The sequence below is a fragment of the Isoptericola sp. Y541 genome (assembly GCF_059445465.1).
The window spans coordinates 81,531-99,991 of sequence record NZ_JCAIUJ010000005.1; the positions used below are offsets into that span (position 1 = coordinate 81,531).

The 18,461-nt window shown below is 73.6% G+C and carries 15 protein-coding genes; 9 read left to right on the forward strand and 6 right to left on the reverse strand.

The window, feature by feature from the left end; translation table 11 throughout:
* Positions 1–117: 117 nt before the first annotated feature.
* Positions 118–1,134 (reverse strand): arginase family protein, encoded by a 1,017-nt coding sequence (locus tag AC1C2V_RS12325; protein WP_495389912.1) that lies wholly within the window; start codon positions 1,132–1,134, stop codon positions 118–120.
* Positions 1,135–1,544: 410 nt separating this feature from the next.
* Between AC1C2V_RS12325 and AC1C2V_RS12330 the strand changes: the two genes are divergently transcribed.
* Entirely contained in the window at positions 1,545–3,035 is a 1,491-nt protein-coding gene (locus AC1C2V_RS12330) for a dicarboxylate/amino acid:cation symporter (protein WP_495389913.1), read from the forward strand.
* 71 nt (positions 3,036–3,106) lie between these two features.
* On the opposite strand, the gene AC1C2V_RS12335 is transcribed toward AC1C2V_RS12330, so the two are convergent.
* Genes AC1C2V_RS12335 through AC1C2V_RS12345 form a run of 3 tightly spaced genes read right to left on the reverse strand, consistent with a single transcriptional unit; the run spans position 3,107 to position 7,195 of the window.
* Entirely contained in the window at positions 3,107–4,153 is a 1,047-nt protein-coding gene (locus tag AC1C2V_RS12335; protein WP_495389914.1) for a glucose 1-dehydrogenase, read from the reverse strand.
* The gene (locus AC1C2V_RS12340; protein ID WP_495389915.1) at positions 4,150–5,949 is read right to left on the reverse strand and encodes a glycoside hydrolase family 15 protein; all 1,800 of its coding nucleotides are present in this window, start codon (positions 5,947–5,949) and stop codon (positions 4,150–4,152) included. Before AC1C2V_RS12340 ends, AC1C2V_RS12335 begins: the two co-directional genes overlap by 4 nt.
* 49 nt (positions 5,950–5,998) lie before the next feature.
* The gene (locus AC1C2V_RS12345; RefSeq protein WP_495389916.1) at positions 5,999–7,195 is read right to left on the reverse strand and encodes an FAD-dependent monooxygenase; all 1,197 of its coding nucleotides are present in this window, start codon (positions 7,193–7,195) and stop codon (positions 5,999–6,001) included.
* 82 nt (positions 7,196–7,277) lie between these two features.
* Here AC1C2V_RS12345 and AC1C2V_RS12350 point away from each other — a divergent pair, with 82 nt between their 5' ends.
* Complete coding sequence (locus AC1C2V_RS12350) at positions 7,278–7,991, forward strand: TetR/AcrR family transcriptional regulator (RefSeq protein ID WP_495389917.1); 714 nt, start codon at positions 7,278–7,280, stop codon at positions 7,989–7,991.
* On the opposite strand, the gene AC1C2V_RS12355 is transcribed toward AC1C2V_RS12350, so the two are convergent.
* Both AC1C2V_RS12355 and AC1C2V_RS12360 read right to left on the reverse strand, forming a co-directional pair.
* The gene (locus AC1C2V_RS12355) at positions 7,988–9,724 is read right to left on the reverse strand and encodes a 5-oxoprolinase subunit B/C family protein (RefSeq protein WP_495389918.1); all 1,737 of its coding nucleotides are present in this window, start codon (positions 9,722–9,724) and stop codon (positions 7,988–7,990) included. The two genes, AC1C2V_RS12350 and AC1C2V_RS12355, sit on opposite strands and share 4 nt — an antisense overlap.
* 2 nt (positions 9,725–9,726) lie before the next feature.
* A complete protein-coding gene (locus AC1C2V_RS12360) occupies positions 9,727–10,509 on the reverse strand; it encodes a LamB/YcsF family protein (protein ID WP_495389919.1) in 783 nt (260 codons plus the stop codon).
* 237 nt (positions 10,510–10,746) lie between these two features.
* Between AC1C2V_RS12360 and AC1C2V_RS12365 the strand changes: the two genes are divergently transcribed.
* From AC1C2V_RS12365 to AC1C2V_RS12395, 7 genes are all read left to right on the forward strand, one after another.
* Entirely contained in the window at positions 10,747–13,071 is a 2,325-nt protein-coding gene (locus AC1C2V_RS12365) for a PASTA domain-containing protein (protein WP_495389920.1), read from the forward strand.
* Complete coding sequence (locus AC1C2V_RS12370; RefSeq protein WP_495389921.1) at positions 13,068–13,625, forward strand: aminoacyl-tRNA deacylase; 558 nt, start codon at positions 13,068–13,070, stop codon at positions 13,623–13,625. The genes AC1C2V_RS12365 and AC1C2V_RS12370 overlap by 4 nt, the downstream gene beginning before the upstream one ends.
* Positions 13,626–13,723: 98 nt before the next feature.
* Complete coding sequence (locus AC1C2V_RS12375; protein ID WP_495389922.1) at positions 13,724–14,092, forward strand: STAS domain-containing protein; 369 nt, start codon at positions 13,724–13,726, stop codon at positions 14,090–14,092.
* Positions 14,093–14,097: 5 nt separating this feature from the next.
* Positions 14,098–15,273 (forward strand): winged helix DNA-binding domain-containing protein, encoded by a 1,176-nt coding sequence (locus tag AC1C2V_RS12380; RefSeq protein ID WP_495389923.1) that lies wholly within the window; start codon positions 14,098–14,100, stop codon positions 15,271–15,273.
* Positions 15,274–15,277: 4 nt separating this feature from the next.
* The gene (locus AC1C2V_RS12385; protein WP_495389924.1) at positions 15,278–16,564 is read left to right on the forward strand and encodes an FAD-binding protein; all 1,287 of its coding nucleotides are present in this window, start codon (positions 15,278–15,280) and stop codon (positions 16,562–16,564) included.
* Between the two features lie 149 nt (positions 16,565–16,713).
* Entirely contained in the window at positions 16,714–18,294 is a 1,581-nt protein-coding gene (locus AC1C2V_RS12390; protein WP_495389925.1) for a sodium-dependent transporter, read from the forward strand.
* Positions 18,291–18,458 (forward strand): methionine/alanine import family NSS transporter small subunit, encoded by a 168-nt coding sequence (locus AC1C2V_RS12395; protein WP_495389926.1) that lies wholly within the window; start codon positions 18,291–18,293, stop codon positions 18,456–18,458. The genes AC1C2V_RS12390 and AC1C2V_RS12395 overlap by 4 nt, the downstream gene beginning before the upstream one ends.
* Positions 18,459–18,461 lie beyond the last annotated feature (3 nt).

The following is an 18,461-nucleotide window of genomic DNA, read 5'->3' on the forward strand; positions in this document are numbered from 1 at the left end:
GTGCTCCGCGAGGTAGTTCAGCTTGGCCCCCACCGTCGTCGTCTCGCCGCCGCGGAACTACCTCGCCGATTTTCGGACTACCTCGCGGAGAACGGAACTACCTCGCCGGGTCTTGGACTACCTCGCCGGGTCTTGGACTACCTCGCCGAGTTCTGGACTACCTCGGCGGTGGGCGAGGCCGGCGAGGACCTCCAGGACGCAGAGGGCGGCGAGGCGGACGGTGCGGCCGTCGGGGGCGTCGGCGGTGGCGTCCACCTCGGCGATGTCGACGGACCGGACGCGCGGGTCGCTGACGATCTCGCGGACGAGTGCGCGCAGCTCCCAGGCCGCGAGGCCGCCGGGCACGCTCGCGGGGCAGCCGGGGGCGACGGAGCGGTCGCAGACGTCGACGTCGACGTCCAGGTGGATCGGCCCGCCCGCGGCCCCGGCGACGGTGAGGGCCTTGCGGACGACGGCGTCGAGCCGGCCCGGGCCGTTGCGGTGGAGCAGCCGTCGCAGGTCGTCGAGCGTCACGACGGTGATGCCGAGGTCCCGCGCCCGGCGCGCGTAGGCCGCCGAGTTCGCGAAGTCTGCGATGCCGATCTGGACGATCCGCGCCGGGTCCAGGCCCGCCTCGATCAGCCGCCGCACGGGGGAGCCGTTGGACACGCCGTCGCGCAGGTCGAAGTGTGCGTCGAGGGTGATCAGCCCGGCGGTCGAGAGGTCCTCGCCCCACGCACCGAGTGCGACCGGGACGGTCAGGGCGTTGTCGCCGCCGAGCGCGACGACGGCGCGCGCACCCGCCAGCGCGTCGGCGACGGCGGCCCGGGCGCGGGCCTCGCCGTCCGGGCCGTCGGGCTCGCTGACGTCGCCGTGGTCGACGACGGCGAGCTCGTCCGGGTCGACGTGCTCCTGCTCGACCGGCGGGTGTGGTCTCGACAGGCTCGACCGACGAGACATCAGCGCGGGGCTGTAGCGGCGCAGGGCGTCGCGCACGGCGGCGGGCGTGGCGTGCGCGCCCGTCGGCGACAACGACGTGCGCCAGGTGGGGACGCCGAGCAGGGCGAGGTCGGCGGGCGACTTGTCAGGCGTCGTCGCAGGCCACCCGCCCGCTCGAGGCCAGAGGGGGTCGTGGGGCAGGGAGGCGTCGGTCACGTGGCGACCGTACGGCGGACATGAGGCGGCTCACACCCTCTGGGCGGCGCGTCGTGTCCCTGCTAGGGTGCGGAATTCGTGGATTCGATACGTCCCTTCGATCATGTCGATCAATCCGGTCGCCTGATCACCCCGATTCTCGATCGTTCTGGGAGCACCCGTGGCCTGCAGCGTCCCCGTGAGGCACCTCCTCATCGCGCGCCTCGACGTCGACTTCGGTCGCGTCGCCAGCGCGCTGTGTCGCTGACCCTTCGCTGACCCGCCGACGCCGTCGTCGGCGGTCGCGCCTGCGCTGGCCCGTCGGGCACTGCTGCGCCGGGCACCTCCTGCCCCCCGATCCACACCCCTCGTGGGCGACGTCCGCCCACCCACTGGCGCCGTACGGCGGCGCCCAGGCGAAAGGTTTCCTCGTGTCCTCCGCAACCGCCAAGATCCCCGGCGCGGAACCCCGCGCCCGCAAGGGTCTGCGCTTCCCGTCGTTCTCGGTCCAGATCTTGCTGGGCCTCGGCCTGGGCGTGCTGCTCGGCTGGCTCGCGCTGTCCATGGGCCCGCAGGCGGATGGTGAGACGCCGAACGGGCTCACCACGACGCTCGACACCATCGGCTCGTCGTTCGTCACGCTGCTCAAGGCCGTGGTGCCGCCGCTGATCTTCACCGCGATCGTCGCGTCGATCGCCAACCTGCGCACCGTCACCAACGCCGCCCGCCTGGCCGGCCAGACGCTGCTCTGGTTCGCGATCACCGCCGCGATCTCCGTGGCGATCGGCATCGGCCTGGGCCTGATCTTCCAGCCCGGCCACAACACGTCCCTGTCCACCGCTGACGGCGCCGCGCCGTCCAGCACCGGCACCTGGCTGGACTTCCTCAACGGCCTCATCCCGACCAACGTGCTGGGCCTGGGCGCCTCGACCTCGGTCGAGGCCGGCGCGGACGGCGCGCTGAGCGCCGAGACCGGCATCAGCTTCAACGTGCTGCAGATCCTCGTGGTCGCGCTCGTCATCGGCATCGCCGCGCTGAAGTCCGGCGCCAAGGCCGACCCGTTCCTCGCGTTCAACCGCTCGGCGCTCTCCATCGTGCAGAAGGTGCTGTGGTGGATCATCCGCCTCGCCCCGCTGGGCACGATGGGCCTCATCGGCAACGCGGTCGCCGCGTACGGCTGGGAGTCGCTGCGTTCGCTCGGGTCGTTCGCGGTGGCGATCTACGTGGGCCTCGCGCTCGTGCTGTTCGTCGTCTACCCGGTGCTGCTCAAGGTCAACGGCCTCGGCGTCATCGCCTGGTTCAAGGGCGCGTGGCCCGCGATCCAGCTCGGGTTCGTCTCCCGATCCTCGGTGGGCACGATGCCGGTGACGCAGCGCGTCACGGAGCGCAACCTCGGCGTGCCGAGCGAATACGCGTCGTTCGCGGTGCCGCTGGGTGCCACCACCAAGATGGACGGCTGCGCCTCGATCTACCCGGCGATCTCCGCGATCTTCGTCGCGCAGATCTTCGGCGTCGACCTGTCGGTCGGCGACTACCTGCTCATCGCGTTCGTGTCGGTCGTGGGCTCCGCCGCGACGGCGGGCCTCACCGGCGCCATGGTCATGCTGACCCTGACGCTGTCCACCCTCGGGCTGCCGCTCGCGGGCGTGGGCCTGCTGCTCGCCGTCGACCCGATCCTCGACATGGGCCGCACCGCGGTGAACGTCGCGGGCCAGACGCTGGTGCCGGCCATCGTCGCCAAGCGTGAGGGCATCCTCGACCTCGAGCAGTTCCGCGCCGCGTCGGCGGAGAACCTCTTCGAGGACGACGACGCCGAGGGCGCCGAGGCGACCGACGCCGCGCAGGACGACCCTTCGACCGGCCCAGGGGAGTCCGGTGGGCAGGACGGACGCGAGCTGGCGGAGGCCGGGACGCGCGCCTGACGCCGCCGGTGAGGGCCCGGCGGTCGAACCCGCCGGGCTCTCACCCGCCCCTCACCCGCCCTCACCCGCCCTCACCCGAGGTCGACGACGACCTTCACGTCGTCGCTCGGGGTGAACGCCTCCGCGGCCCGCTCGAGGGGCAGCCGGCGGGTGACGAGGCGCCGCAGCCAGTCCGGGTCGGTGCGGGCGAGCACCTCCGCCCCCTCGCGGTAGTGCCCGAGGTTGGCGTTGACCGACCCGACGACGGCGTCGTTCTCGAGCACGATCTCCCGGTTGGCCGCCCCCGCGTCGAACCGCAGGTGACGTCCGGTGGGCGTGACGCTCGTCAGGCACGTGACCCCGTAGGTCCCGGTCGCGGACAGGGCCTCGAGCACGACGGAGCTCGCGCCGGTCGCCTCGATCACGACGTCGGGCTGCACGTCGTCCGCGATCTCGTCGACGGACGCGCTGTGGTAGACGGCGCCGAGATCGCGCACCAGGTCCGGCTTGGGGCCGGTGGTGACGCGGTCCAGCACGTGCACCTCGAGGCCCTGCTGGACGCCGATCAGCGCGGCCAGCAAGCCGATCGGCCCGGCCCCGGTCACCAGGGCGGTCCGTGGCTCGAACCACGCGCGTTCGCCCACGGCCCACACCTGTTCCCATGCCTTGACCACGACGGTCGTGGGTTCCAGCAGCATGCCGACCTCCTCGAGCGCGGGGTCGAGGCGGACGGCGTAGTCGGCCTCGACCGTCCAGGTCTGGCTCGCGTACCCGTCGAGGCCCTTGATGCCCCGTTCGGTGTACCGACCGTTGCGGCACATGTCGAACTGGCCCCTCGCGCACGCGCCGCACGGTTCCGGGTCGGGGCGTCGCACGACGCCGACCACGAGGTCGCCCGGCGAGAAGCCGCTGCCCGCCGGCGCGTCGCGCACTCGGCCGAGGGACTCGTGCCCGAGGACCAGCCGGTCGCGCCCCGGCGGTGGCGTCCCGTACTCCCCGGCGGCGATCTCGCGGTCGGTGGCGCACACGCCGACGGCGATCCCGTCGACGAGGAGCTCCCCGGCCTCCGGCCGGGGGTCCGGTACGTCCGTCACGGCGAGCGAGCCGGCCTGCTCCGGCACGACGGTCAGTGCTCTCATCGGTCGTCCTCCTGTGTGGTGGAGTCCCCTCCGGAGCCGCGCAGCGTGCGCGCGGCGTTGACGAGCCCCACGTGGCTGAACGCCTGCGGCACGTTGCCCAGCTGGCGCGAGGTGCGCGGGTCGTACTCCTCGCTGAGCAGGCCCAGGTCGTTGCGCAGCGTCAGCAGGCGCTCGAAGAGCGCGACCGCCTCGTCCTCCCGGCCGATGCCGTGCAGCGCGTCGACCAGCCAGAAGCTGCAGGCCACGAACGTGCCCTCGCGCCCCGGGAGGCCGTCGACGCGGTCGTCGAGGTGGGTCTGGTAGCGCAGGAGCAGCCCGTCCTCGGTCAGCTCGCGCTGCACGGCGTCGACCGTACCGAGGACACGCGGGTCGTCCCACGGCAGGAACCCGACCTTCGGGATCAGCAGGAGTGCGGCGTCGAGCCCGTCGGAGCCGTAGAACTGGGTGAAGGTGTTGCGGTCCCGGTCGTAACCGCGACGGCACACGTCGGCGTGGATGGTCTCGGCGAGGCCGCGCCAGCGGGGCGCCGGCCCGTCGAGCCCGTACGCCTCCACGGCTCGGGCGGCCCGGTCGACGCCGGCCCAGGCCATGACCCTCGAGTGCACGAAGGCGCGCCGCGGGCCCCGCACCTCCCACAGGCCGTTGTCGAGGTCGTCCCAGTGCCCCTCGAGGAAGTCGAGCAGCGTGCGCTGCAGCGCCCACGCGTCGTCGGTGGGCGCGAGCCCCGCCTCGCGGCCGACGTGCAGGCTGTCGAGCACCTCGCCCCACACGTCGAGCTGGAACTGCTCGGCCGCCGCGTTGCCGACGCGCACGGGCGCCGAGCCCTCGTAGCCCGGCAGCCAGTCGATGGTGAGCTCGGGGATACGACGCCGGCCGTCGATGCCGTACATGATCTGCAGGTCGGCCGGGTCGCCGGCGATCGCCCGCAGCAGCCACTCGCGCCACGCGCGCGCCTCGGCCACGTAGCCGGTGCCGAGCAGCGCCTGCAGCGTGAACGTGGCGTCGCGCAGCCAGCAGAAGCGGTAGTCCCAGTTGCGGGTGCCGCCGAGCTGCTCGGGCAGCGACGTCGTCGCCGCGGCGAAGATACCTCCGCTGGGTGCGTACGTCAGGGCCTTGAGCGTCACGAGCGAGCGCCGTACCGCGTCCTCCCAGCGTCCGCGGTAGCGGGCCCGGGACACCCACTCGGTCCAGAAGCCTTCGGTCTCGCGCTGGGCACGGTCGGCGTTCTCGGTGCGCGGACGGGGCCGGTACGACGGGTGGTACGTGAGGACGAACGGGACCCGCTGGCCCGCGGACACCTCGAACCGGGCCCGGACGGAGCGCTCCTCGTGCACGACCTCGACCGGGGTGTCGAGCTGCAGGGCGTCGGGGCCGGCGACCGTCGAGATGTCGGTGCCGTCGATCGTGGTCCACGGCGCGACCGACCCGTAGTCGAACCGCGGCCGTAGCTCGGTCGCCATGCTCACGCGCCCGCTCACGCCCTCGACGATGCGCACGACGTCGGGCACGCCGTCGCGGGGCGGCATGAGGTCGATGACGCGGACCGTCCCGTCAGGCGTGGTCCACTCGCTCTCCAGGACGAGGGTGTCCCCGCGGTAGCGCCGGGTGGTGCACGGCCCGCCGCTCGCCGGTGACAACCGCCAGAACCCGTGCTCCGGCCCGCCGAGCAGCGCCGCGAAGCAGGCGGGCGAGTCCAGGCGGGGTAGGCACAGCCAGCCGATCGAGCCGTCCCTGCCGACGAGGGCTGTGGTGTGTAGGTCCCCGATGATCCCGTAGTCCTCGATGTGCTGCGCCACCCCATGAGTGTGGTGCGCCGTGACCCTCCTCGCAGGCGGGACGGCGGCGTCAGCGCAGGCCGTACACCGGGATCGTGTCGTCGGTGGCGAAGGTGTCGGTCATCCACAGCATCGAGCGGTACGCCCACCGGGTGGTGAAGCTCCAGTCCCGCATCCGGAGGCGCGCGGGCGACTGCGGCGCCAGGAACGGGCCGGCGTTTCCCGACCGCGCGACCTTGGTCGGCTTCCGCATGCGGCGGTCGTAGGCCGCGAACGCCACCGCGTGGTCGCCATGCGCGGCGACCAGCTCGCCCGCGAGCACGTAGGCGCCGACGAGGGAGAGCCCGGTGCCGAAGCCGCCGAGCGTGTTCGCGTGCCCGGCGTCGCCGACGAGGGCCACCCGCCCGCGCGTCGACGACGTCATGCGGGTGCGGGCCAGCGCGTCGAGGTAGAAATCGGGCGCCTCGCGGGCGGCGGCGAGCGCGGCGGGGACGCGCCACCCGACGCCGTCGAAGGCAGCCTCGAGGAACGCGCGCTGGGAGGCGACGTCGTGGCGGTCATAGGCAGGGCCCTGACCTCGGGCACCCGGCGCGCTGAAGACGAACAGGCTCGGCGCCTTCTGGCCGCCCAGCAGCGCCAGCCGCCCGGGTGTGTTGTACCCGTAGGCGACGCCGCGGCCGTCCGGCAGCCGGGTCTCAAGGTCGTCGAGCGGCGCGTTCGCCCCCGCGACCGCGTAGTAGTACCCGAGGTTCTGCACGAACTCCTCCTCGGGGCCGAACGCGAGCCGCCGCACGGCGGAGTGCATGCCGTCCGCCCCGATCACGAGGTCGAAGCGCTCGCTCTGCCGGTGCGCGAAGGAGACCTGCACCCCGGCCGTCGCCTCGCCCATCGCGACGATCTCGTCGCCGTACACGTACTCCGCGTCGGCGGCGCTGTGCTCCAGCAGGATGCCGGCGAGGTCGCCGCGCAGGATCTCGACGTCGCCGCCGATGAACTCGCCGGGGATCACTGCGCGGACCCGGTCGTGCGCGTCGACCATGCGCCAGTCCGTCTTGGCGGTCTGGCGCGCACGGACGTCGTCGAGGATCCCCATGCGGGTCAGCACGTCGTGGTGCGTGCGGCCCTTGAAGTCGACGGCCTGCCCGCCGGGCCGGGGTGCGGGCGCCTTCTCGACGACCGTGACGTCGAAGCCGTTGCGGCCCAGCCAGCGCGCGAGCGCCGGGCCGGCGATGCTCGCGCCCGAGATGAGGATCTTCGTGGTGGCCATGATGCCCCTCCATTAATCGCGTCCTGTAGACACAGTAGGGCACCGCGTACGATGGACGCAATAATCTTTTTGGAGGGAACCGATGAGCGCACCGAACTCCCCGACGACCACAGAGGACGACGTCGTCGCGCTCCTGTGGCGACGCTCAGCGCCCGTGCGGCGGGGGCCGAAGCCTCGCTTCACCGTGGAGGGCGTCGCCGCGGCCGGGGTGGAGATCGCCGACGCCCGCGGCCTCGACGCCGTCACGATGCAGAGCGTCGCCGAGCGCCTCGGCACCACCAAGATGGCGCTCTACCGCTACGTGCCCGGGCGGGTTGAGCTGGACTCGCTGATGCTCGACCTGGCGCTCGGTGAGGCGCCCGAGGTCGGCGGCACGGACTGGCGTGCCGCTCTGACGGACTGGGCCGACAGCGTGCACGCGCGCGCCCTCGCCCACCCCTGGTGCGTGGAGCTCGCGCAGCGGCCGCACGCCCCCGGCCCGGCGGAGCTCTCCTGGTACGAGGCCGGGCTGGCCGCGATCGCCGGCCTGCCGCTCACCGGAGCGGAGAAGCTCGACACGCTCGCCCTGCTCGTCGGGCACGTCATGTCGACTGTGCGGCAGCAGGTGAGCGGGCCGGCGCCGGAGGCGGACCTGGCCGCGCGGCTCGCGCCGATCCTGGCCGAACGCGCCGACACCTACCCGCTGACGGTGGCCGCGTTCGCGGAGACGTCCGCGACCACCCGAGACGACGCCCTGCAGTTCGGCATCGGGCGCGTGCTCGCCGGCGTCGGGGCGCTCGCGGACGAGCGGGCCTAGGCGAAGCGCACCAGCGCCCCGCCGGGGAGCTGGCCGAGCAGCCACAGGTGCGTGGACGGCACGGCCCCGACCACGGGGTAGCCGCCGGTGAGCGGGTGGTCGGCGCCGAACAGCACGGGCCACCCGTCGGGCGGCACCTGCAGCGCGCCGGTCACGCAGCCCTCGCTGGGCAGCTCGCGTTCCCGGGCCGAGGCCGCGCGCTCGAGCGGGCGGGCGCCCGCCGATCCTGCCGACGGACCAAGCCTCAGCCCCACCCGGTCGGAGCGCGCGGTGACCTCCCACTCCTGGCGGCGCAGCAGCTCCACGGCGGCGGCGTCGAACCAGTCGTCGTGCGGGCCGAGCACGAGCGGGAGCGTCGTGACCTCGCCGGGCGCGGGGAGCGCGGCGGCGTCGGGGGCACCGACGTCGCCCACCGCGACGGCACCCACCGGTCCGCTGTGAGCATCGAGATGGCCCCTTCCTCCCGCACAGGGTGGGCCATCTCCGGGCCCACAGCGGAGGAGGGTGCCCGGGGAGAGGGGGTCCGGGCCGAGGTGGGCGAGGACGTCCGTGGCGCGGGACCCGAGCACGGGCGGGACGTCGATCTCGCCGCGCACCGCGACGTAGGTCCGCCAGCCGCGGGCGGGCGCGCCGAGCTCGAGCTCGGCGCCGTCGTCCAGGCGGAACGGCCGCGCGACGGGCGTCGGCCGGGCGTCGTCGCCGGCGGGGCGCACGACCGCGCCCGCGTCCGCGCCGGCGAGCGCCACCACCACCGAACCACGGGCGCGCAGCCGCAGCCCTCCGCCGGCCGCCTCGATCGCCGCCGCGCCCGCCGGGTTCCCCACGGCGCGGTTCGCCGCGCGCAGGCTGCGCGGGTCCGCTGCCCCGGACGCGGACACGCCGAGGTGGGCGAGGCCCGGGCGGCCGAGGTCCTGCACCAGCGCCTGGAGGCCCGGCGCCAGGACCTCGAGCCCGCCGCCTCGGTGATCGAGCCCGCGCCGGCCTGAGTCGGTCGAAGGGGCGGCACCGGCCCGTCGGGTGGTTCCGACAGGCTCGGCCGCCGTGCGGGCGGCCGCGCGGACAGACTCCCGCACGGCGATGAAGCGGACGCGGTCGCCGGGCGCCCAGGGCGTGGGTGGGTCGCGGTCGGGGTCCCAGGTCACGACGTCCGTGCGCCCCACGAGCTGCCAGCCGCCGGGGCTCGCGCGCGGGTAGACGCCGGAGTAGGGCCCGGCGAGCGCCACGGAGCCGGCGGGCACCCGGGTGCGCGGGCTGTCCCGCCGGGGCACGACCAGCCCCTCGTCGTCCCCCGTGAGGTAGGCGAACCCCGGCGCGAAGCCGACGAACCCCACCACCCACGACGCGGCGGCGTGGCGGCGCACCACCTCCTCCGTGCCCCAGCCGAGCAGGTCGGCGACGTCGGCGAGGTCCTCGCCGTCGTACACGGTGGGGATCTCGACGAGGGTGGTTCCGCGCCGGTCGAGCGTGCGCCGTCCTGAGCCTGTCGACGGGTCGGGACCGTGCCGCGGGGTCTCGCCGGGCTCGACCAGGATCCGGTCGCGGAGGACGGCGGCGAGCTCGCGCCCCGGGAGGTGCCACGGGTCGAACGGCACGAGCAGGGTGCGCGCGCCCGGCACGGTCTGCCCGACGCCGGGCACCGGCCGTGCGGCGAGCGAAGCGTGCAGCGCGAGCGCCTGGGCGAGGTCGTCCAGCTCGACGAGCACGGCGTCGTCGCGCGCGGGCAGCACGCGCACCGTCAGGCCTCCGCGAGCGGCGCGGCGGGCGCGAACGGGGCGAGCCGCACGCCCTCGGCGTCGAAGACCTCGCGGATGCGCCGCGCCATCGCGACGGCGCCGGGGGAGTCGCCGTGCACGCACACGGACTCGGCGCGCACGGTGACCGTCGTCCCGTCGGCCGCCTCGACCACACCCTCGGCGACGAGCCGCAGCATGCGGCGGGCCACGACGTCGGGGTCGTGCAGGACTGCGCCCGGCTCGCCCCGGGGGAGGAGCGTGCCGGACGGCGTGTACGCGCGGTCGGCGAACGCCTCGGCGGCGACGCGCAGCCCGGCGGCCTCGGCCGCCTCGAGCGAGCGGGTGCCGGGCAGCCCGAGCAGCACCAGCGACGGGTCGACGGCCGCGGCCGCCGCGGCGACGTCGGCCGCCACCCGCGCGTCCACCGCGGACGCGGTGTAGAGGGCGCCGTGCGGCTTGACGTACGTGACGCGCGTGCCCTCGGTGACGGCGAGGGCCTGTAGTGCGCCGATCTGGTAGATCACGTCCGCGCGCAGCTCCTCGGACGGGACGTCGATGGCGCGGCGGCCGAAGCCCGCCAGGTCGCGGTAGCCGACGTGGGCCCCGACCGCGACGCCGCGCGCGGCGGCCAGGCGCACGGTGCGGCGGATCGACGCCGGGTCGCCGGCGTGGAAGCCGCAGGCCACGTTGGCCGACGACACGATGCCGAGCATCGCCTCGTCGTCGCCGAGGGTCCACCGGCCGAAGCCCTCGCCGAGGTCGCTGTTGAGGTCGACGGTGGTCATGTCTGCCAGTCTGCCCTCGCGTACGGCGGCGCGGTGCCCGGGTATCAGGGCGGTTGCCGCGGGCTCCCTCGATGATGCGTGGACGAGCGCCATGTGAACTCTTGCCGCCAGGGGTGGCATGTCCTCGGCGCTCGGCGCACAGTGGAGGGACGATCCTGTCGCCTGTGTCACACGACGGCACCAGGGTGTGACAAGATCCGAGCGCCTGAGCAGTGCCGATGGGGGAGGTTCGTCGTCGTGAGGTCTTCGATGGGCACCGGCCTGGGCGCGCGCGCCGACACAGCGGAAACGGGAGCCCGGCGCCGCCGGTTCGGGAGGCAGCTCGCCACGGTGACCGCCTCGTGCGTGCTCGCCGCCGGCTTCCTCGCCGCCCCGGTCGCGGGCCTGCCGGGGAGCGAGATCGGCGACGACGCGATCTCCGCGGACCAGGGCTCGCCGGAGTTCGGCGCGGGCAGCCAGGTGGGCGAGGGCGTCTCGGTCGGGGTCGTCGGCACCTCCACCTCGGGCGGCCCGACGACGATCGCGGAGGTGCTGGGCGTCCTCGAGCGGGCGGAGATCGCCGCGAAGGACGCGGGCCGCAAGGTGACCCCGCAGGTGGAGCAGGCGGCCGCCGAGCTCGGCATGCTCCTGAGCACCTACCTGGCGCAGGAGGCCGAGAAGACCGCCGAGCAGCCCTTCGCCGCGGCGGACCACACGGTGCCGACGCCCGTCGCCCTGAAGACGGTTCCCGAGCCGGCCGAGCCGGCCGAGCCGTCGTCGGTCGCCGAGGTCGCCGAGGACGTCGAGGTCACGAGCGTCGCGCGCGACGTCCCCACGGGGCCGGGCGCGGTGGACGCCGAGGCCGCCGTCGACGCCGGGGACCTCGTGACGCACGACGGGGAGGCCGTGACGTTCGACGACGTCCTGGTCGCCGCGACCCGGCTGGCCACGCTGCTCGACCCGGCGATGACGACCCTCGAGGCCGGCATCCTGCCGGCCGGCGCGGACGGGACGACCGCGGCTCGGGCGACGCTGACGGCGGGCCTGCTCCAGGTGGTCGACAAGTACGGGAACAGCACGGCGGGCTACGCCAACGGGCAGATCCCCACGTCGGCGCTGTGCCCCCTCGACTTCGCCCCGGGCCACATGCTGCGCTGCGACGCGGCCGAGCAGCTCACGGCCCTCAGCGCCGAGTACGAGAAGGAGTTCGGCGTCCCGATCCCGATGACGGACTCGTACCGCACCTACGACTCGCAGGTTCGCCTCAAGGCCACGAAGGGCTACCTCGCGGCGACGCCCGGTACCTCGAACCACGGCTGGGGTCTCGCCGTCGACCTCTCGACCCCGATCTCGACCGGCACGTCGGCCGAGTACACGTGGATGCGCGTGCACGCGCCGGACTACGGGTGGGACAACCCGTCCTGGGCACGGTTCACCGGCTCGAAGCCCGAGCCGTGGCACTTCGAGTTCTTCGCCGCCGGGCCGATCCCCGACCGTGCCTGGAACGCGGACGACGTCGACTCCTGGGGCGCCGGTGGCGGCAGCGGGGACACGCCGGACACGGTCGCCGAGCGCACCAAGGAGAAGGACCGGGCCAAGGACAGCAAGGCGCCGAGTAAGGCCGTCGGGAACTCGACGTCGGTCCAGAAGGGCTCGGGCAAGGACAAGGGGTCGAATCCGAGCAAGGGCGGCACGACGCCGGACAAGGGCGGCGACACCAAGCCGGGGGAGACCGGGAAGCAGAAGGTCACCGTGCCGGACGTCGCCGGCAAGAGCCTTGCCACGGCGAAGCAGCAGCTCGGGAAGCTTGGGCTCAAGGTGACGACGAGGACGGTGGCCAGTGACGAGCGCAAGGGCCAGGTCCTGACGACCCAGGGCGCCGGTACGAAGGTGTCGAAGGGGACGACCGTCACCCTCGTCGTCTCGAGCGGCCCGGAGCAGGTGCCGGAGAAGGTCGCGGTGCCGAATGTCGTCGGCAAGGGCGAGACGTCCGCGACGCAGGACCTGAAGAACGCCGGGCTCGATGTCACGGTGGTCGAGGAGCCCAGCACCAAGCAGGAAGCAGGCGACGTCGTCTCGACGGATCCCGCCGCCGGGACGAGGGTGAAGCAGGGTTCCACCGTGACGGTCACCGTCTCGACCGGCCCGCCGCAGCCGGAGCAGGTCACCGTGCCGGACGTCGTCGGCAAGGAGAAGGCGTCCGCGACGCAGGCGCTGAAGGACGCCGGCCTCGAGGTGACGGTGGTCGAGGACGCCAGCAGCGAGCAGGAGGCAGGCGACGTCGTCTCGACGGATCCCGCCGCCGGGACGAGCGTGGACGTCGGTTCTACCGTGACCGTCGCCGTCTCGACCGGGCCGCCGCCGCCGGAGCAGGTTGAGGTGCCGGATAGCCTCGTAGGCGAGGACCTGGAGACCGCGCAGCAGATCCTGGAGGACGCCGGGCTCACATGGAACGTGGTCAAGGCGACCAGCGACGAGGAGCCGAAGGGCGTCGTCGTGCGGATCGAGCCCGGCACCGAGGAGAGCGTGGACGCGGGTTCCACCGTGACCCTCGTCGTGTCGACCGGCCCGGGCGACGAGTGACGACCACCTCTTCCGCGGCGGAGACGCCGGGCGAGCGGCGCACGCGCGAGGCGTTGGAGCAGTCGGGGATCGCGTTCGAGATCGCACGGCACGGCCCGGTGGGTTCGCTGCAGGAGGCGGCGAGCGCTCGCGGCATCTCGCCGTCCCAGGTGATCAAGACGCTGGTGGTGCGCCGCGGCGAGGGCGACTACCTGTTCGTCCTCGTGCCCGGTGACCGCACGATCTCGTGGCCGCGGCTGCGCGCTCTGCTCGGCGTGTCCCGGCTGTCGATGCCGGACCGGAACGTGGCGCGCGACGTCACGGGCTACGAGCGGGGCACGATCACGCCGTTCGGCTCGCTCACCGCCTGGCCGGTGGTCGCCGACTCGCGGATCCCGGAGGCCGGCCAGGTGTCGATCGGGGCCGGCGGGCACGGGGTGTCCGCGACGGTCGACGGCGCCGAGCTGGTGCGCGTGCTCGACGCCCGGGTCGCGGACGTCACCGACCTGGACGACCCTGGACCGACGAGCACATCGACCCGTCAGAGTGACCGGATGCTGGACGAATCCGCCTGACGGGGGAACACTCGACGCGGGCCGCCCGCTGTACCGAGAGGACACAGACGGCGTCCGCGCGCCGACCGGCACCACGCCACGGGGAGCAGCACAAGCACATGGACATCGACACCAGCAACGACCCCGGGCCGAACTCCGGCATCGCGTCGCGCACCACCGACGAGGCCACCGTCCTCACCCTGTGGGGCGAGGTCGACGCCGCGCTGCGGGAGGCCGCGAGCGACGCGATGGCGGCGCTCGCCGCCCGGGGTACGACCCACCCCATCGTCCTGGACACCCGGGACGTCTCGTTCATCGACTCCTCCGGAGTCGCGTTCATCCTGCAGGTGTACATGCTCGGCCAGGAGTCGGGGACACCCGTGAGCCTGTTCCAGCCTTCGGACGCGGTGGCCGAGGTGCTGGAGATGGTGGGCATGGGCGGCCGCATTCCCCTGACCGAGTCCGAGTCCGCCGGCCGGCTCGGCTGACCCGGGTGGAGCTCCACCCGGAGGCCGTCCGTGCGGCGCGCCTCCGTGCGACGGGGCTGCGGGGCGGGCACCTGCCCGACCTTCCCGCCGTGGTCGGCGCCCAGCTGGCCGTGCAGGGCCAGGAGCTCCAGCCGGCCCTGTGGGGGCTGTCGCGTCGGGTGGCGCCGTCGTCGCGCCCCGACCGTGCTGCCGCCAACGCGGCCCTCACCGACGGGCTGGTGCTGCGTACGCACGCGCTGCGCCCCACCTGGCACCTGGTGCGGCCCGCCGACGCGCGCTGGCTGCTCGAGTTGACCGCGCCGCGCATTGCGCGTCTGATGGCGTCCACGGAGCGGTCGTGGGACCTGGGCGACCTCGGTCCGGGCACCGACGCCGTCGCCGCCTCGGTGTCGGACGGCCCGCGGACCCGCGCGGAGATCAAGGACGAGCTGCTCGCGCGCGGCGTCCTTGCGCCAGACGCTCCCGGCCTGGCGTTCACCCAGATGCTCATGCACGCCGAGCTGCAACAGCTCGTGATCAGCGGCCCGCCGCCGGCCGGGAAGCCGTATCAGCACCAGTCGTACGCGACGTTCGACGACCGGGTGCCCGCCGGGTACGGGCCGCTGGGCGAGCGCTTCGACGCGGAGGCCGCCACCGTCGAGCTGTGGCGCCGCTACCTGCCCGGCCGCGCCTTCGCCACGGTGAACGACCTGCGGCTGTGGAGCGACGTGACCGTCCGTGACCTCACGCCCGCCCTCGCCGCCCTGGTCGACGCGGGGGAGGTGGTGCAGGTGCCGGGCGCCGGGGACCTCGAAGGGCTGACGCTCGTCGGCACGGCCGGCACCGTCGCGGAGCGGCCCGACCCTGGCTTCGGCGAGGGGGACGAGGACGCCGGCGACGACGAGCCCGTCGTCGACCTGCTGCAGGCCTATGACGAGCTGCTCATGTCGTACCGCGAGACCCGGCACGTGGTGTTCGACCCGGCCCTGCCGCCCCAGGACCGCGCCGGCGCGTACGTGCACTGCGTGGCAGTGGACGGCGTCGTCGCCGGGCGCTGGCGCTGGCCGGCGCCCTCGGGCCGCGGTGCCGCCGTCGACGTGCAGTGGCTGCGCGACCCGACTGTGGCCGAGCGGGCCGCGCTGGACGCCGCCGTCGCCGACCTCGAGGCGTACCTCGGCGCGGCCGGGGGGATGGCAGGGTAGGGCCGTGCATCGCAACTGGGCCGGGAACTTCATGTACGCCGCATCCTCCGTCGTCCGACCGACGTCGCTCGAGGAGCTGGCCGACGTCCTCGAGGGCGCCGGGCAGGTGCGCGCCCTCGGGTCGCGCCACTCGTTCAACGACGTGGCGGACACCGACGGCGTCCACGTGCAGGTGGATGCGCTCGACGACGGCCGCCCGGCGGTGGACCCGGTGCCGGTGGACGGCGGGCCGGAGAACGAGGTCGTGTCGGTGAACGCGGGCCTGCGCTACGGCGAGGTGTCCCGCGCGCTGCACGCGACGGGGCGGGCGCTGGGCAACCTGGCCTCCCTGCCGCACATCTCGGTGGCCGGCGCCGTCGCCACGGCGACGCACGGCTCGGGCGACGCCAATCCGAGCCTTGCGGGCGCCGTCGAGGGCCTCGAGATCATGACGCCCGGCGGCGAGCTGCGCCGCATCACGCGCGCGAGCGACCCGGACGTCTTCGCCGGCACGGTGGTCTCGCTGGGCGCGCTGGGGATCGTGACGCGCGTGGAGCTGCGCACCGTCCCGGCGTTCACCGTGCGGCAGGACGTGGCGGCCGACGTGCCGTGGGACACCTACCTCGCGAACTTCGACGCCATCGCCTCCGCCGCGTACTCGGTGAGCGCGTTCACCAGCTGGGACGAGCCGGCGGTGCGGCACGTGTGGTTCAAGTCCGTGGCAGGGGCCGACGGCGGCCGGCGCCCCGAGGTGCGCGGCCTGGCGCCGCAGTTCCTGCGCTGGTCGGACGTCGCGGTGCACCCGCTGCCGGGCGTGGACCCGTCGGCGTGCACGGAGCAGCTCGGCGTCCCGGGCTCGTGGAACGAGCGGCTCAGCCACTTCCGTCTGGAGTTCACGCCGTCCGCGGGCGACGAGGTGCAGTCCGAGTACCTGCTGCCGCGCCGCAACGCCGTCGTGGCCATCGAGGCGATGCGCCGGCTCGGATCGCAGGTGGCCCCGCTGCTCCAGACGAGCGAGATCCGCACGATCGCCGCGGACGACCTATGGCTCAGCCCGTTCGACGAACCCTCCGTCGGCTTTCACTTCACCTGGCTGCCGCAGGAGGACGCGGTGCGGGCCGTGCTGCCCGCCGTCGAGGCGGCGCTGCTCCCGCTCGGGGCGCGTCCGCACTGGGGCAAGGTCAGCGTGCTCGCCCCGCAGGAGATGGCGGCGCTGTACCCGCGGTTCGACGACTTCCGCGAGCTCGCGGGGCGATTCGACCCCGAGGGCCGGCTGCGCGGCGGGCTCGTGGGGCGGCTGCTCGCCGGCTGAGCCTGCGCCCTCCTGAGCCTGTCGACCACTCCCCGCTGGTTGAGCCTGTCGAAACCCTGGTCTCGACAGGCTCGATCGACGATTCTGAGGGACCATCGGCGGTGAGACACGTCTGACGCGACGGTGAGCACCATGGAGGTTCGTCACCCGTGAGCGCAACATCCACAGATACCCAGCCCCCCCGTGAGCAGTTCAGCGGGCAGCTGGGGTTCATCCTGTCCGCGATCGGCTCCGCCGTGGGCCTGGGCAACATCTGGCGGTTCCCCGGCGTCGCGTACGAGAACGGCGGTGGCGCCTTCCTGGTGCCATACGTGATCGCGCTGCTGACCGCGGGCATCCCGATCCTCTTCCTCGACTACGCGCTGGGCCACCGCTTCCGCGGCGGCCCCCCGACGGCGCTGCGCCGGGTGCGGCGGTGGCTGGAGGGCCTCGGCTGGTTCCAGGTGATGATCTGCTTCGTCATCTCCATCTACTACGCGGCGATCATCGCGTGGGCGCTCAGCTTCTTCGTCTACTCGTTCGACCTGCGGTGGGGCGACGACACGGCGGGCTTCTTCACCGGCGAGTACCTCCAGCTGTCGGACACCGCGAACGGCGGGGCCTGGTTCTCCCTCGACTTCGTCCCGGCCGTGCTGATCCCGCTGGTGCTGGTCTGGGTCGCCACGATCGCCGTCCTCGCGGGCGGTGTGGCCAAGGGCATCGAGAAGGCGAACGTGGTGTTCCTGCCGCTGCTGGTGATCGCATTCGCGGTGCTGGTCGTACGGGCCGTCTTCCTCGACGGCGCGACCGACGGGCTGAACGCGCTGTTCACGCCGGACTGGGGCGCGCTGAGCGACCCGAACGTGTGGATCGCCGCCTACGGGCAGATCTTCTTCTCCCTCTCCGTCGCCTTCGGCATCATGATCACCTACGCCTCCTACCGGAAGCGCCGGGCCAACCTGACGTCCCCGGGGCTCGTGGTGGCGTTCTCCAACTCCGGGTTCGAGATGCTCGCCGGCATCGGCGTGTTCGCCGCCCTCGGCTTCCTGGCGCACGAGCAGGGCGTGGCCGTGGCCGATATCGAGGGCATCTCGGGGCCCACGCTGTCCTTCATCACCTTCCCCGCCGTGGTCTCCCAGATGCCGGCCGGCGCCCTGTTCGGCGCCCTGTTCTTCGGGTCGCTGGCGATGGCCGGGTTCACGTCGCTGATCTCGATCCTGCAGGTGGTCTCCGCGTCGTTCCAGGAGAAGTTCGGCCTGACCCGCCGCGGCGCCGTCGTCGGCATCGGGATCGTGGCGGCCGTGCTGTCGATCGTCGGGTTCTCCACGACGACCGGCCTCATCGCGCTGGACACCATCGACAACTGGTCCAACAACGTCGGCATCGTCGCGTCCGCCGTGCTCATGTGCATCTTCCTCGTCTGGGTGCTGCGTACCGGCCCCGAGCTGAGGTACCACATGAACGCGATCTCGACGTTCCAGGTGGGCCGCTGGTGGTACGTGTGCGTGGGGGCGGTCGTACCCGCCGTGCTGGCGTACATGCTGGTCTCGCGCATCGTGGACCTCGTCCAGAACCCCTACGAGGACTACGACGAGGGCTACCTGCTGTACGCGGGGTGGGGCACGATCGTGGTGATCGTGGCCGGCGCCGTCGTCCTGACCGCGACGCGGTGGAAGCGCAGCCCGGACGTGTTCACCCCGTGGCCGCCGTACCCGCCGGTGGCCGCCGCGACGAAGGAGGCCTCGCGATGACCGGCCCCGCGATCGCTCTCATGGTCCTGTCCCTCGTGATCATCTGGGGCGGGCTGGTCGTCAGCATCGTCGCCCTGCGCGCACGTCCGGAGCGGGGGGACTTCCCGCCCGGCGGCGACGACGACCACCGCGAGGACGAGGCCATCCCCGAGCGCGACACCTGACAG